Source organism: Deinococcus aquiradiocola (assembly GCF_014646915.1).
GTDB lineage: Bacteria > Deinococcota > Deinococci > Deinococcales > Deinococcaceae > Deinococcus > Deinococcus aquiradiocola.
The window spans coordinates 43,891-56,637 of record NZ_BMOE01000003.1; the positions used below are offsets into that span (position 1 = coordinate 43,891).

General features: G+C 69.4%; 11 protein-coding genes. 6 read left to right on the forward strand and 5 right to left on the reverse strand.

The window, feature by feature from the left end:
* The first annotated feature begins 12 nt into the window (after positions 1-12).
* Positions 13-1,479, forward strand: coding sequence for a glutamate synthase subunit beta (locus tag IEY33_RS05810; RefSeq protein ID WP_188961347.1), 1,467 nt, complete (start codon positions 13-15; stop codon positions 1,477-1,479).
* An 85-nt stretch (positions 1,480-1,564) separates the two neighbouring features.
* On the opposite strand, the gene IEY33_RS05815 is transcribed toward IEY33_RS05810, so the two are convergent.
* From IEY33_RS05815 to IEY33_RS05830, 4 genes are all read right to left on the reverse strand, one after another.
* A complete protein-coding gene (locus tag IEY33_RS05815; protein ID WP_188961348.1) occupies positions 1,565-2,965 on the reverse strand; it encodes a sensor histidine kinase in 1,401 nt (466 codons plus the stop codon).
* A gap of 117 nt (positions 2,966-3,082) precedes the next feature.
* A complete protein-coding gene (locus IEY33_RS05820; protein ID WP_188961645.1) occupies positions 3,083-3,760 on the reverse strand; it encodes a response regulator transcription factor in 678 nt (225 codons plus the stop codon).
* Between the two features lie 81 nt (positions 3,761-3,841).
* Positions 3,842-4,681, reverse strand: a complete 840-nt coding sequence (locus IEY33_RS05825; RefSeq protein WP_188961349.1) for an intradiol ring-cleavage dioxygenase — start codon at positions 4,679-4,681, stop codon at positions 3,842-3,844.
* A gap of 57 nt (positions 4,682-4,738) precedes the next feature.
* Positions 4,739-5,554 carry an intradiol ring-cleavage dioxygenase gene (locus IEY33_RS05830; protein WP_188961350.1) on the reverse strand — a complete coding sequence of 272 codons (816 nt, stop codon included), beginning with the start codon at positions 5,552-5,554 and terminating at the stop codon, positions 4,739-4,741.
* A 154-nt stretch (positions 5,555-5,708) separates the two neighbouring features.
* On the opposite strand from IEY33_RS05830, the gene IEY33_RS05835 reads away from it, so the two are divergent.
* Both IEY33_RS05835 and IEY33_RS05840 read left to right on the forward strand, forming a co-directional pair.
* Positions 5,709-6,704, forward strand: a complete 996-nt coding sequence (locus IEY33_RS05835; RefSeq protein ID WP_188961351.1) for an SDR family oxidoreductase — start codon at positions 5,709-5,711, stop codon at positions 6,702-6,704.
* Positions 6,705-6,812: 108 nt separating this feature from the next.
* A complete protein-coding gene (locus tag IEY33_RS05840; RefSeq protein ID WP_188961352.1) occupies positions 6,813-7,694 on the forward strand; it encodes a DUF4384 domain-containing protein in 882 nt (293 codons plus the stop codon).
* Between the two features lie 144 nt (positions 7,695-7,838).
* Here the strand turns inward: IEY33_RS05840 and IEY33_RS05845 are convergent, their stop codons facing one another.
* Entirely contained in the window at positions 7,839-8,819 is a 981-nt protein-coding gene (locus IEY33_RS05845; protein ID WP_188961353.1) for an aldo/keto reductase, read from the reverse strand.
* Between the two features lie 176 nt (positions 8,820-8,995).
* Here IEY33_RS05845 and IEY33_RS05850 point away from each other — a divergent pair, with 176 nt between their 5' ends.
* The 3 genes from IEY33_RS05850 to IEY33_RS05860 all read left to right on the forward strand — a co-directional run bounded on the left by IEY33_RS05850 (position 8,996) and on the right by IEY33_RS05860 (position 12,666).
* On the forward strand, positions 8,996-9,877 hold the full coding sequence (locus tag IEY33_RS05850; protein ID WP_188961354.1) for a cation diffusion facilitator family transporter: 882 nt from the start codon (positions 8,996-8,998) through the stop codon (positions 9,875-9,877).
* A gap of 371 nt (positions 9,878-10,248) precedes the next feature.
* Positions 10,249-11,256: a LacI family DNA-binding transcriptional regulator gene (locus IEY33_RS05855; protein ID WP_188961355.1), complete on the forward strand. Its 1,008-nt coding sequence runs from the start codon at positions 10,249-10,251 to the stop codon at positions 11,254-11,256.
* A gap of 147 nt (positions 11,257-11,403) precedes the next feature.
* Entirely contained in the window at positions 11,404-12,666 is a 1,263-nt protein-coding gene (locus IEY33_RS05860; protein WP_188961356.1) for an extracellular solute-binding protein, read from the forward strand.
* Positions 12,667-12,747 lie beyond the last annotated feature (81 nt).

The window sequence follows — 12,747 nt, forward strand, 5'->3', positions numbered from 1 at the left end:
GGAGAACACAGCATGGCGAAAGTCACCGGATTTCTGGAGTACGAGCGCGTCAAGGACACCTACCAGCCCGCCGAGGCTCGCCTGCGGCACTACCGCGAGTTCGTCAACCCCCTGCAGGAACAGGACGCCAAACAGCAGGCCGCCCGCTGCATGGACTGCGGCATTCCCTTCTGCAACAACGGCTGCCCCGTCAACAACATCATCCCCGACTTCAACGACCTCGTGTACCAGCAGGACTGGAAGTCCGCCATCGACGTGCTGCACTCCACCAACAACTTCCCGGAATTCACGGGCCGCATCTGCCCCGCCCCCTGCGAGGCCGCCTGCACCCTGAACTTCAACAGCGAAGCGGTCGGCATCAAGAGCATCGAACGCACCATCATCGACCGTGCCTGGCAGGAAGGCTGGGTGCGACCGCAACCGCCGGAAGTCCGGACGGGCCGCCGCGTCGCCGTGGTCGGCAGCGGCCCCAGCGGCCTCGCCGCCGCGCAGCAGCTCGCGCGGGCCGGGCACGACGTGACCGTCTTTGAGAAGAACGAACGCGTGGGCGGCCTGCTGCGCTACGGCATCCCGGACTTCAAGATGGAGAAGCACCACATCGACCGGCGTGTCGAGCAGATGACGCAGGAAGGCGTCACCTTCCGCACCGGCGTCCTCGTGGGCGACCTGCCCACCGGCATCAAGGTCACGTCCCACCACCAGGAGACGATCAGTGCCGAGCAGCTGCGCGCCGAGTTCGACGCGGTGCTCCTCGCGGGCGGGGCCGAACACCCCCGCGACCTGCCCGTCCCGGGCCGCGAACTGGACGGCGTACACTTCGCGATGGAGTTCCTGCCGCAGCAGAACCGCGCAAACCACGGCTGGAACGGCGACGGTCAGATCCTCGCGACCGGCAAGAACGTCATCGTGATCGGCGGCGGCGACACCGGCAGCGACTGCATGGGCACCAGCCACCGGCAGGGCGCCCGCAGCGTCACGCAGTTCGAACTGATGCCCATGCCGCCGGAAAGCGAGTACAAACCCCTCAGCTGGCCGTACTGGCCGTACCGCCTGCGTACCAGCAGCAGCCACGAGGAAGGCGGCGAACGGCAGTTCGCGGTCGCCACCCGCGAATTCGTCGGCGAGAACGGTAAACTGACCGGCATCCGCACCGTGAAGGTCCAGTGGGAAGGCGGCAAGATGACCGAGGTGGAAGGCAGCGAGGAACTCCTGCCCGCCGACCTCGTCCTGCTCGCCATGGGCTTCATGAGCCCGCTCGGCAGCGTCCTCGAAACGTTCGGGATCGAGAAGGACGGCCGCGGCAACGCGCGCGCCAGCACCGACGACGAAACCGGCTACGCCACCAACGTCCCCGGCGTGTTCGCGGCGGGCGACATGCGGCGCGGCCAGTCGCTGGTGGTCTGGGCGATCCGCGAAGGCCGCCAGGCCGCCCGCGAAGTGGACCGCTTCCTGATGGGCCAGACGCTCCTGCCGCGCTGAACGGCCCGGCAGCAGGGGAGGGGGAACAGGCGGCGCGCCTCGTTCCCCCTCCTGCTCGTTTCACCCTGTCCTGCCTGTGGAGGTTCTAGTCCTGAAGTGGCAGCGTGAAGGTCACGGTCGTCCCGTGGCCTGGCGTACTCGTCGCCGTGACGCGTCCGCCGTGGGCTTCGACGATGCTGCGGGCGATGCTCAGGCCGAGTCCCGAGCCGGGCGCGTGCCGGGACGGGTCGGCGCGGTACAGCCGCTCGAAGATGTGCGGCAGCACGTCGGCAGGGATGCCGGGGCCGGTGTCGTGCACGCTGACCACGTACGACGCTCCGTCCGTGCGGGCGTTCAGTGTGACGGTCCCGCCGGGCGGTGTGTGCGTCAGGGCGTTGCTGATGAGGTTCTGCACGACCTGCACCACCCGTACCGGGTCGACGGGCGCGTCTGGGCCGGGGTCGGGGAGGGTCGCGTGGAGCGTCACTCCGGCCCGGTCGGCCAGCTCCTGAAAGCGCAGCGTGGCGTCCCGCAGGAGCGGGCCGACCGGCGTGCGTTCCCGCGTGAGGCGCAGTTCTCCGGCGTCCGCGAGCGCCAGGAAGCGCAGGTCCCGCACGAGGGCCGTGAGGTGCCGCGTCTCGTGCTGCAGGCGCGTCAGGCGTTCCGGGGTGGGCGGGAAAGTGCCGTCGAGCAGGCCTTCCAGCGTCCCGCCGATCACGCTGAGCGGCGTGTTCAGGTCGTGTGCGATGTCGGCCGTCAACTGCCGCTGCGCGTGCCGCTGACGGTTCACCTCGTCCTGCATGGCGTTGAACGCGACCAGCACCTCCCCGAGTTCGTCCGGCCCGGTTCTGGGGAGGCGCGGGACGCGCTCGCCGCGCTGCATGGCGTGAATGGCGCGCAGCAGAAGCCGCAGCGGGTGCAGCAGGGTCCGGGCGAGCAGGCCGCCTGTCAGGACGGCGAGGATCGCCGCGACCACCATGACGGTCAGGACGGCGCGCGCCACGCTGTTCAGGAAGGCGGCGCTGCGCGCGTCCTGCGGCGGCTGGTTCCCGGTGGGCCGCAGGTACGCGATGGTCCGCGTTCCGCTCGCGTCCGGCACGGGCATCAGGTTCTGCCGCTCGGCGACGGGCAGCGTGTGGCCCGCCACGTGCCCTGTGGACGGCGTCAGGGGACGGTACTGCGCGTCGAGGACGGTGAAGGGGCCGCCGACCGCCGGGGCGGACGGACGGTCCTGCCCTCCCGGCGCGCTTCCGGGACCGGAGCGTTCCGGCGGGCCTTTCCCCTGGTGCTCGCGGAATCCGGCGGTGCTGCCGTGCAGGGCCTCGTACGTCTGCAGCTCCTGCACGAGTTCCGTCCGGACCTGCTCGGTCAGCAGCTGCCGGAACTGCGCGCGCGTGAACGCGTACGAGAAGGCCCCCACCAGGCCGAGCGTCAGGACGCTGAGCGCCACGAACGCCAGCGCCAGCCGTCCCGTCAGGGAGCGCCACACGCCCTTACCGCGCGCCATGCGTCCCGGCGAGCAGCGTGGGTCGGCGCGTCCGGAGCGGCACGGCGTCCGGTCTGACGGAAGCGGAAGGGGGTGCGGGCGACGCACCGGGTCCCACGTCACCGCAACCGAGCAGGTTCATCGGGCGGCTTCGGGCCGCAGGCGGTACCCGATGCCGAACACCGTCTCCAGCCACCTGGGCCGTCCGGGGTCGGGTTCGGTCTTCACGCGCAGGTTGCGGACGTGCACGTCGATGGTCCGCTCCGACGCGCTCCCGTCGTCCTGCAGGCAGGCGAGCAGGTCCGGGCGGGACAGCACCCGTCCCGGCGAGCGCATCAGGGCGGCCAGCAGCTCGAACTCCGAGCGGGTGAGTGTGACCGGCTCGCCCGACACCCGGACCGAGCGGGCGTCGAGGTCCAGCGTGAGCGGGCCGTGCCGCAGGACGCTCGTGCCCTGCGGGCCGTCCGCGCGGCGCAGTTGAGCCCGCACGCGCGCGAGCAGTTCCGCCAGCGAGAACGGCTTCGTGACGTAGTCGTCCGCGCCGCTCTCCAGGCCGGCGATCTTGTCGCGTTCCGCGTCGAGCGCGGTCAGCAGGATCACGGGCGCGTGCCACGACGCCCGGTACGCGCGCAGGAAGGTCAGGCCGTCCATGTGCGGCATCATCACGTCCAGCAGCACGAGGTCCGGCGGGTCGTGACGGCAGGCGTACAGCGCCTCCTGCCCGTTCGACGCGACGCGTACGCCCAGCCCGTGCGCCTCCAGGTACTCGCGCACCATGTCGCGCAGCGTCAGGCTGTCCTCGACCAGCAGCACCATCTTCACGGTTCGGACCTCACGTTCAGCATAGCGGCCCGTGCCCCGCCCTGAAGTCCACCTTGGCTGAGCGGCATGTCATGGTCAGGCGATGTTCAGGCCCACGTCGAAGGTCGCCGTGTACCCCCTGCTCGCGCTGCCTTTGAGCTGCAGGAGCATCTGGCTGCCGCCGTTCCGGTACACCATGTCGTTCGCGTTGAGGGTGTCGCGGCGGCCCTTGCTGCGGTACGGTGCGGCCTTGTGGACGGTGTCGGTGACGGCCTCGTCGAAGAACAGCTGCGACGCGAAGTCGCCCTTCACGGTGCTGCCGTTCAGCACGCGCAGCCGGTAGTGGATGTGCACGGCCCGGCCCGCGTACCAGCCGGGGAAGATGGTGCTGAAGGTGGCCTTGCCGCTGGCGTCCGTGAGCTGCGTGCCGCGCAGGAAGTTCTGCCCGCGCGTGTCGTACCCGGCGTCTTTCGCGTCGGAGTACACGCCGGCCGCGTCGCAGTGCCACACGTCCACCAGGATGCCCGCGCGCGGTTCGCACACGCCCACGCCGACGCGCGACACGTCGAAGGTCAGCACGAGCGGCACGCCCGGCTTCACGGCGCGCGTGTGGGTGTCGCTGCGGATGTCGCGCCGCTGCAGGCGCTCGTCCACCCAGTACGGCCCCTGCGTCTGTGCGGGCCGGACCACGCAGCCGGGCAGGCCCTTCACGCCGCTCGTCCCGGCACTGGTGCCCATGCCGCCCGTGCCGCTCGGGGGCGGGCCGGGCGGGCGGCCGCCCGCACCTCCGGCGAGCACGCCGCCCGCCACGGTCAGGCCGCCTGCGATTCCGAGGGCGCGCAGGGCGCGGCGGCGGCTGAGGATCTCGCCCACGAGGTCGTCATCGTTGTCGTCTTCGGGAGTGGCGTGCGGGCCCTGGTACTTGAGGTCGGTCATGGGAACTCCTGTGGAACAGCGGGAAGAGGGGGTGGGCGGGGCGGGCGGGACGCCGGGTCAGGCGATGTTCATGCCGACGTCCATGCTGGCCGTGAAGCCGGACTGCGCGTTGCCGCTCAGGGTCAGGAGCAGCTGACTGCCGCCGTTCCGGTAGATCTGGTCGTTCGCGTTGCGGACGCTGCGCGACGAGCCTTTGGAGGTGTACGGGCTGACGGTGCTGTACACGGTGTCGCTGACCGAGTCGTCGAAGAACACCTGCGACACGAACTCCTGCGAGGTGCCGCCGCTGCTGCTCAGGACCCGCAGCCGGAAGTGGACGTGCGTGGCGCGGCCCTCGTACCAGCCGGGGTAGATGGTCGTGAATTTCGCGCTGCCGTTCGCGTCGGTCAGCTGGTACCCGCGCAGGTTGTTCCTGCCGGTCGTGGTCGCCTGCCCGTTGCCGCTCACGTCGCTGTACACGCCGAGCGCGTCGCACTGCCAGATGTCCACCATCACGCCGCTCAGCGCGGTGCAGCTGCCCGTCCCGACCTTCGAGATCACGAACTCCAGGCTGAGCGGGACGCCCTGCGAGACGGTGCCGGTGCCGGTATCGCTGCGGACGTCGCTGCGGTTGATGCGTTCGTCCACCCAGTACGGCCCTTCCGTCAGGGCGGGACGCACCACGCAGCTGGGGAGGGTCGTGCCGGTCCCGCTGCCGCTGCCGGTGGTGGGCGTCGTGGTGCCCGAGGTGCTGCTGGCGCAGCCGACCAGTCCCGCCGTGAGGGCCATGCCGCCCAGGCCCAGCAGGTTCAGGGCGCGGCGGCGGCTGAGGATCTGGCCGACCATCTCGTCGTCGTTGTCTTCGTGCGCTGCCTGAACGGGATGTGGATTCATGCAGGGAGCATGACAGCCGCGTGTTCAGAAGTTGTTAGGATTCGCCGTTCCGGCTCGCCACCCGCGTCCGCGCGTGCCACCATCAGGGTCGTCCGGCCAGTCATCCGCCCGCACGGCAAGCCGTGCGGGCGGGGGCCGCACGCAGGGGGAACGCATGAAAGTACTGTTCATCGGCGGGACCGGCATCATCAGCAGCGCCTGCACGGCGCTCGCCGCGCAGCAGGGCGTGGACCTGTACCTCCTCAACCGCGGCACGTCCGCGTCCGCACGGCCCGCACCGGCAGGCGTGACACAGCTGCACGCCGACCTGCACGACGAGGCGGCCCTCACGCAGGTCCTGGCCGGTCATTCCTTCGACGCGGTCGTGAACTGGATCGCGTTCACGCCGGAGCAGGTCGAGGCGGACCTGCGCGTCTTCCGTGGCCGCACGGCGCAGTACGTCTTCATCAGTTCCGCGTCCGCGTACCAGACCCCGCCCGCCAGCCTTCCCATCCTGGAATCCACGCCGCTGCGCAACCCGCACTGGGCGTACTCGCGCGACAAGATCGCCTGCGAGGAACGCCTCACGCGCGCGTACCGCGAGGAGGGCTTTCCCGTCACGGTCGTGCGGCCCTCGCACACGTACGACCGGACGCTCCTCCCGATGGACGGCGGCTACACGGTCGTGCAGCGCATGAGGCAGGGCAAGCGCGTCGTCGTGCACGGTGACGGCACGTCCCTGTGGACGCTCACGCACCACCGGGATTTCGCGGTCGGCTTCCTGGGCCTGATCGGGAACCCGCACGCGGTCGGTGAGAGTTACCACATCACCGGCGACGAGGTCCTCACCTGGAATCAGATCTTCGAGACGGTCGCGCGCGCCGCCGGAGCGGAATTCCGGCCCGTGTACCTGCCGTCCGACCTGATCGCCGCGTACGACGCCGCGTGGGGTGCGGGCCTGCTCGGCGACAAGGCGCACAGCATGGTGTTTGACAACAGCAAGGTGCGGCGCGCCGTTCCGGCGTTCCGGCCCGTCATTCCCTTCGCTCGCGGGGCGGAGGAGATCATGGCGTGGTACGACGCCGACCCGGCCCGGCAGGTGGTGGACGCGGCCCTCGACCGGCGGATGGACGACATGATCGCCGCCTACGACCGCGCCTGGCCCCTCTGACGCGCCTCGCTTGGTGCATGCGGACGTGAACGTGTCCTGAGAGCAGCCTCCTCATGGCCTGCATGTCCCGGTCAGGCTGGGGTCACTGCCGGCAGGCATCCTCGGGGCATGAAACACATCCTTCTCGCCACCCTGCCGGTCCTCGCCCTCGGTGCGGCCAGCGCCGCCCCGAAGATCAGCGCGCAGAGCATCATCGTGAACCCCGTCACCAGCGACCTGAAGGTCCGCGTCTGGACGGACCGTGACCCGAGCGGCCAGAACACCCCCAGCTACAGCCGCGGCGACAAGATCCAGATCTTCGTGACGCCCAACAAGGACGCCTACGTGTACCTCTTCAACGTCGAGGCGGACGGCGGCGTCACGCAGATCCTCCCGAACCGCTTCAGTGGCGAGGCGCTCGTCAAGGCGAACGTCGTCAAGGCCTTCCCCGGCACGGGCGACAAGTTCACCTTCGACATCGCCGGTCCGGCAGGCGTGAACAAGGTGCTGGCCCTCGCGAGCAGCACCCCGCTGAACCTGACGCAGCTGTCGTCCTTCAAGACCTCGCAGGACACCTTCGCGACCGTGAACGTGCAGGGTCAGGCGGGCCTCGCCCAGGCGCTCAGCATCGTCGTCAATCCCGTCAAGGACAACGCCTGGGTGACGAGCACCGTGCAGTACGCCGTGGCTGCTCCCATCGCCCGCCCCGCGCCGGTCACGCCTGCCCCGGCCCCCCGTCCCGCGCCGGTCGCCACGCCCAAGCCAGCCCCGATGCCCGCCTGGACGTCCCGCAGCGAATGGGAGTCCAGCTTCACCAGCCGTGAGAACCTCGACAGCGTGTACGTCCGCTACGTTCACGAACTGCAGGGTCAGGGTTACCGTCTGGTCGCCAGCAAACGCAGCGGCAACCACTACAACGCCACCTTCAACGGGCGCGGCAACGCCACCCTGAGCGTCAAGCAGGAAGGCCGCAGCGGCAAGTACGAGGTCAAGATCACGCGCCGCAGCTGACCCGGCCCCGGACCACACCATCCCCAGTTCACAGCAGGCAGGCCCGCACACTCGGAAGGTGTGCGGGCCTGTCTTGTTGGGGGGGAGGCTGAAGGCTCTTCATCCGGCCGGGCACTGCTCCTGAACGGTTGCCCGGTGGCAAGGTCAGGAGGGCGTGGCCTGCGTGCGCGACGTGAGCTGATCCACGGCGTCCACCTCTTCGGGCGTGAGGGTCCAGCGGACGGCGGCGACGTTCTGGTCGATCTGCTCGGGGCTGGTCGCGCCCGCGATGACGCTGCTCACGCCGTCCTGCGCGGCCAGCCAGCTGAACGCCAGCTCCAGCAGCGTGTGCCCGCGCTCCTCGGCGTAGGCGCGCAGCACCTCGACGCGGGCGAGGTTCTCGTCCGTCATGTAGCGGTTCCCCAGGCCCTTCCACGACGCGAGGCGGGACCCGGCGGGCGCGGCCTCCCCGGCGCGGTACTTGCCGCTCAGCAGCCCGCTCGCGAGCGGGAAGTACGGCAGCAGCCCCAGGCCCAGCTCGCGCATGGTGGGCAGCAGGTCGTCCTCCACCTCGCGGACCAGCAGGCTGTACTCGTCCTGGCACGACACGAAGGTCACGCCCCCGGCGGCGCGGGCGGCGGCGTCCGCGTGCCGGACCTCGCTGGCGGGCAGGTTCGAGCAGCCCACGTAACGCACGAGGCCCTCCTTCACGAGGTCGTTGAGTGTCCCGAGCGTGTCCTCGATCGGGGTGGAGGGGTCCGGTATGTGCAGCTGGTACAGGTCGAGGCGGTCCGTGCCGAGGCGCTTCAGGCTGGCTTCCAGCGCCCGGCGGATGTACTCGGGCCGCGCGCCCTTCAGGGGGCCGTGGTCGTCCGTGCCCATGTCCGCGCCGAACTTGCTGGCGAGGATCACGCGGTCCCGGTCGCGGCCCAGCGCGCGGCCGAGCATGATCTCCGACGTGCCTTTCGGGCCGCCCTGCGTGCCGCCGTACACGTCGGCCGTGTCGAAGAAGGTGATGCCCGCCTCCAGCGCGCGCTGTACCACGGCGTCCGTCCCGGCCTGATCGAGTTTCGCGCCGAAGTTGTTGCAGCCCAGTCCCACCAGTGACACCTGCAGGTCCGACGTTCCCAGCGTGCGTGTTTCCATGCCGGTCATGCTGGCGCGGCGGCCGCGCCGGGAACGTGAGCGGGCATCCCGGGTGAAGTGCCGCTCCATGCCCGGCTGTTCCTGCACCGGGAACAACGGTGCTGGGACGGAGCGGCGCTGCCGGAAAGACTGATATGGTCTGGTGTGCTGCATTCCACCCTCCCAGGAGGCCCTGTATGGCCGTAAGAAGCGCTTATCTCAGTCTGCTGCTGAGCGTGATCGTCGTCGCTCTCAAGGGCGGCGCGTACCTGCTGACGGGCAGTGTGGCGCTGTTCTCCGACGCGCTGGAGAGTGTCATCAACGTCGTCGCGGCCGGAGCAGCCATCGCGGCCCTGCTCGTCGCGCGCCGCCCGCCGGACGAGAACCACCCGTACGGGCATCAGAAGGCCGAGTACTTCAGTGCCGTGCTGGAGGGCGCCCTGATCATCGTGGCGGCCATCGCGATCATCTGGCAGTCGGTGCAGGCCCTGCAGCACCCTGCAGAGCTGGAGGCGCTCGGGATCGGCCTGGCCGTGTCGTCGGTCGCGACCCTGCTGAACTGGGCGTACGGGCAGTACCTGCTGCGCACGGGCCGCGCGCTGAAATCACCGGCGCTCGTGGCGGACGGTCACCACCTGCTGAGTGACGTGGTGACGAGCATCGGGGTGCTGGCGGGCGTGATCCTCGTGAAGCTCACGGGCTGGCAGGTGCTCGACCCGATCGCGGCGATTCTGGTGGCGCTGTACATCCTGTGGGTCGGGTACTCGCTGGTGCAGAACAGCCTCGTGAGCCTGCTGGACGAGGCGGCGCCCGTCGCGGTGCAGCACCAGATCAAGACGCTGGTGGCGACGCACGCGAGCGGCGCGCTCGAAGCGCACGACTTCCGGACCCGGCACGCGGGCGCCGTGACCTTCATCGACTTTCACCTCGTGGTGCCGGGTCACATGACGGTGGAGGCGGCGCACGCCATCTGCGATCAGCTGGAGGAGGCGATCGAGCAGGAAATTCCCAGCAGCGAGGTGACCATTCACGTCGAGCCGGAGAGCAAGGCAAAGCACCACGGCATCGTCGTGATGTGACCGGCTGCCCGCCCGGCGGGCAGCCGGGTGAGGGGAGGGGCGCGCGTTCCGCTGGTCGGAGCCGCGCCCCTGCTGCTGTCGGGCGCGGTTGCAAGCGCTTCCGGGACCCAGCGGGCGAGCCGGCAGGTGCAGCAAATACGTCTGGGAGGAATTTTTTGTGTTCTGCGTGTTCCTGCGGGCCTGGTGGCTGGCGGAGACCGATTCCGGTGGGGCGTCCATGGCCGCCGCCGCCTGCACCGAATTCAGTCTTTTCCGGATCTTAATGGGGCCGGATGGCGTCCCACTGGGAGCGGATGCAGCCTGTCCGGGGCTGCCTCAGGTCGTGCGTTTGACAGCGCTTTCTTGATGGCGTATTGTCACGGCAAGCACTTATGGAACAGACTGTCACGCTCGACCAGGTCGCACGTCGTGCTGGCGTGTCCTCAAGCACCGTATCCCGCATCATCAACGGAACGGCCCGCGTGAGTGACGCCAAGCGCGAGACGGTGATCCGTATCATGGCCGAGCTGAACTATCGCCCAAACGTGCTTGCCCGCAGTCTCGCCAGTGGCCGGACGATGGGCGTCGGCATCCTCACCCAGGACATCTCCAGCCCCTTCTATGGCAGCATGCTGCGCGGCATCGAGGGCGCCCTGCAGGGCACCGGCTACCACCCGATCTTCATCAGCGGGCACTGGCACCTGCAGGAGGAACTCGAAGCGATCGATTTTCTCCTCTCCCGCAAGGTGGACGGCGTCATCGTGCTGGGCGGCGGCGTTCCCGACCACCGCCTGCAGGAAGTCAGCCGTCAACTCCCGATGATCGTGCTCGGGAGGACCGTTCCCGGCCTGGAGGACCAGTGCCTGCGGCTCGACAACCGCGCCGGGGCGTACGAGGCGACCCGTCACCTGATCGAACTCGGGCACCGCAGCGTCGCGCACATCGCGGGCGAACCGACGCACCGGGACGCGCAGGACCGCGTGGACGGCTACCGGGCCGCCCTCGAGGACGCGGGCCTGACCTTCGACGCGGACCTCGTCCAGCCGGGCGATTTCCACGAGGCGGCCGGATTTCTCGCCGCCACGCGTCTGGTGGACGGCCGCAAGGTCTTCAGTGCGATCTTCGCGGCGAACGACCAGATGGCGTACGGGGCGAGGCTCGCGCTGCACCGCAAGGGTCTGCGCGTCCCGGAGGACATCTCGCTGGTGGGTTTCGACGACCTGCCGGGCTCCATGTACACCACGCCTCCACTCACCACCGTGCAGCAGCCGGTGGAGGACATGGGCCGCGAGGCGGCCCTCGGAATGCTGCGCCTGCTGCGCGGCGAGCGGGCCGAGGTGGCACGCCTGGACGTGCGGCTGGTGCTGCGCGAGTCCACCGTGCGCCGCCGGAATCCCTGACCGGTCCTTCGTAGATCTCTGTTCTGTTCCTGTCTGACCTTCCACGGGAGGCGCACGCCGAGACCCTTCGGTGCACCGCGACCTTCATCTGAAAGCGCTTTCAATGCCACTCTCCGGCACGTCCGTGCCAGTTCCCAGGAGGAACCCATGAAGAACGCACTGCTGTCCCTGTCCCTCTCCCTGCTGGCCGCCGCCACGCTCTCCACCAGCCACGCCCAGGCCAAAGTCACCCTGACGGTCGGCGTCTTCCCTGACCTCGACAGTGTCGTCAAGGCCGCCATCCCCGGCTTCAACAAGAAGTTCCCCAACATCGAGATCAAGATCAATTCCCTCGCGTATGGCGACCACCACAACGCCCTGACCACCGCCCTCGCCACCGGCAGCGGCGCCAACGACGTCGAAGCGATCGACTTCGGCTACGTCGCCAAGTTCGCCGAGGGCGGCGGCCTCGTCGACATCAGCAAGGCGCCCTACAGCGCCGGACAATACCGCAGCAAGTTCGTGAACTACACCTTCCCGCAGGCCATCACCGACGACGGCCGTATGGTCGCCATGCCCACCGACATCGGCCCCGGCTCGATGTTCTACCGCACCGACTACCTCAAGAAGGCCGGCGTGAGCGCCGCCGACCTCAACCGCAGCTGGGACTCCTACGTCACCGCCGGCAAGAAGATCGTCTCCGCGAACCCCGGAACCTTCCTGATTCCCGACGCTTCCGAAGTCGCGCAGATCATCATCCGCACCGGCCTCGCGAGCGGTGAGGGCCTGTACTTCGACAAGAACAACAAGGTCCTCGTGAGCCCCACCAGTCCGCGCTTCGTGCAGGCCTTCACGGTCGCCAAGGCCATCCGTGACGCCAAGCTCGACGCCCGCGCCGGTGCGGCCTTCAGCAGCGACTGGACCACCGCCTTCCAGAAAGGCAACCTCGCCACCGAAGTGAGCGGCGCGTGGCTCGTCGGCCACATGCAGAACTGGCTCGCCAAGGACTTCAGCGGCAAGTGGGCTTCCCAGCAGCTGCCCGGCAAGAGCTTCACCAGCTACGGCGGGTCCTTCTACGGCATCCCCAACCAGAGCCAGCACAAGGCCGAAGCGTGGGAACTCATCAAGTACCTCACGACCGATCCCGCCCAGCAGATCCTGGCCTTCAAGACGACCGGCGCCTTCCCGGCCCTCAAGGCCGCGCAGACCGCCCCGCTCTTCAACGAGGGCGTCCCGTACCTCGCCAACCAGAAGGCCCGCCTCGTGTGGCGCACCGCCGCCAACAACATCAAGCCCATCGACGTGAACCGCCTCGACCCGGTCGCCGACCAGATCGTCGCCGACGCGCTGAGTGCCGTGCTCGACGGCAGCAAGACCGTCCCGCAGGCCCTCACGGACGCCCAGGGCCTCATCGCCCGCCGCGCCCGCTAAGTCCCTCCGCACGGGTGGCTCCCCCACCGGGGGGCCGCCCGCGTCCACATCCCCTGAACCCTTTTCCACCGCAGGAGACCT

Coding starts and splice junctions, on each gene's coding strand:
- IEY33_RS05855 (WP_188961355.1), top strand. CDS start 10,249: ATGGAACAGACTGTCACGCTCGACCAGGTCGCACGTCGTGCTGGCGTG.
- IEY33_RS05815 (WP_188961348.1), bottom strand. CDS start 2,965: ATGGCGCGCGGTAAGGGCGTGTGGCGCTCCCTGACGGGACGGCTGGCG.
- IEY33_RS05835 (WP_188961351.1), top strand. CDS start 5,709: ATGAAAGTACTGTTCATCGGCGGGACCGGCATCATCAGCAGCGCCTGC.
- IEY33_RS05825 (WP_188961349.1), bottom strand. CDS start 4,681: ATGACCGACCTCAAGTACCAGGGCCCGCACGCCACTCCCGAAGACGAC.
- IEY33_RS05850 (WP_188961354.1), top strand. CDS start 8,996: ATGGCCGTAAGAAGCGCTTATCTCAGTCTGCTGCTGAGCGTGATCGTC.
- IEY33_RS05860 (WP_188961356.1), top strand. CDS start 11,404: ATGAAGAACGCACTGCTGTCCCTGTCCCTCTCCCTGCTGGCCGCCGCC.
- IEY33_RS05845 (WP_188961353.1), bottom strand. CDS start 8,819: ATGGAAACACGCACGCTGGGAACGTCGGACCTGCAGGTGTCACTGGTG.
- IEY33_RS05840 (WP_188961352.1), top strand. CDS start 6,813: ATGAAACACATCCTTCTCGCCACCCTGCCGGTCCTCGCCCTCGGTGCG.
- IEY33_RS05810 (WP_188961347.1), top strand. CDS start 13: ATGGCGAAAGTCACCGGATTTCTGGAGTACGAGCGCGTCAAGGACACC.
- IEY33_RS05830 (WP_188961350.1), bottom strand. CDS start 5,554: ATGAATCCACATCCCGTTCAGGCAGCGCACGAAGACAACGACGACGAG.
- IEY33_RS05820 (WP_188961645.1), bottom strand. CDS start 3,760: ATGGTGCTGCTGGTCGAGGACAGCCTGACGCTGCGCGACATGGTGCGC.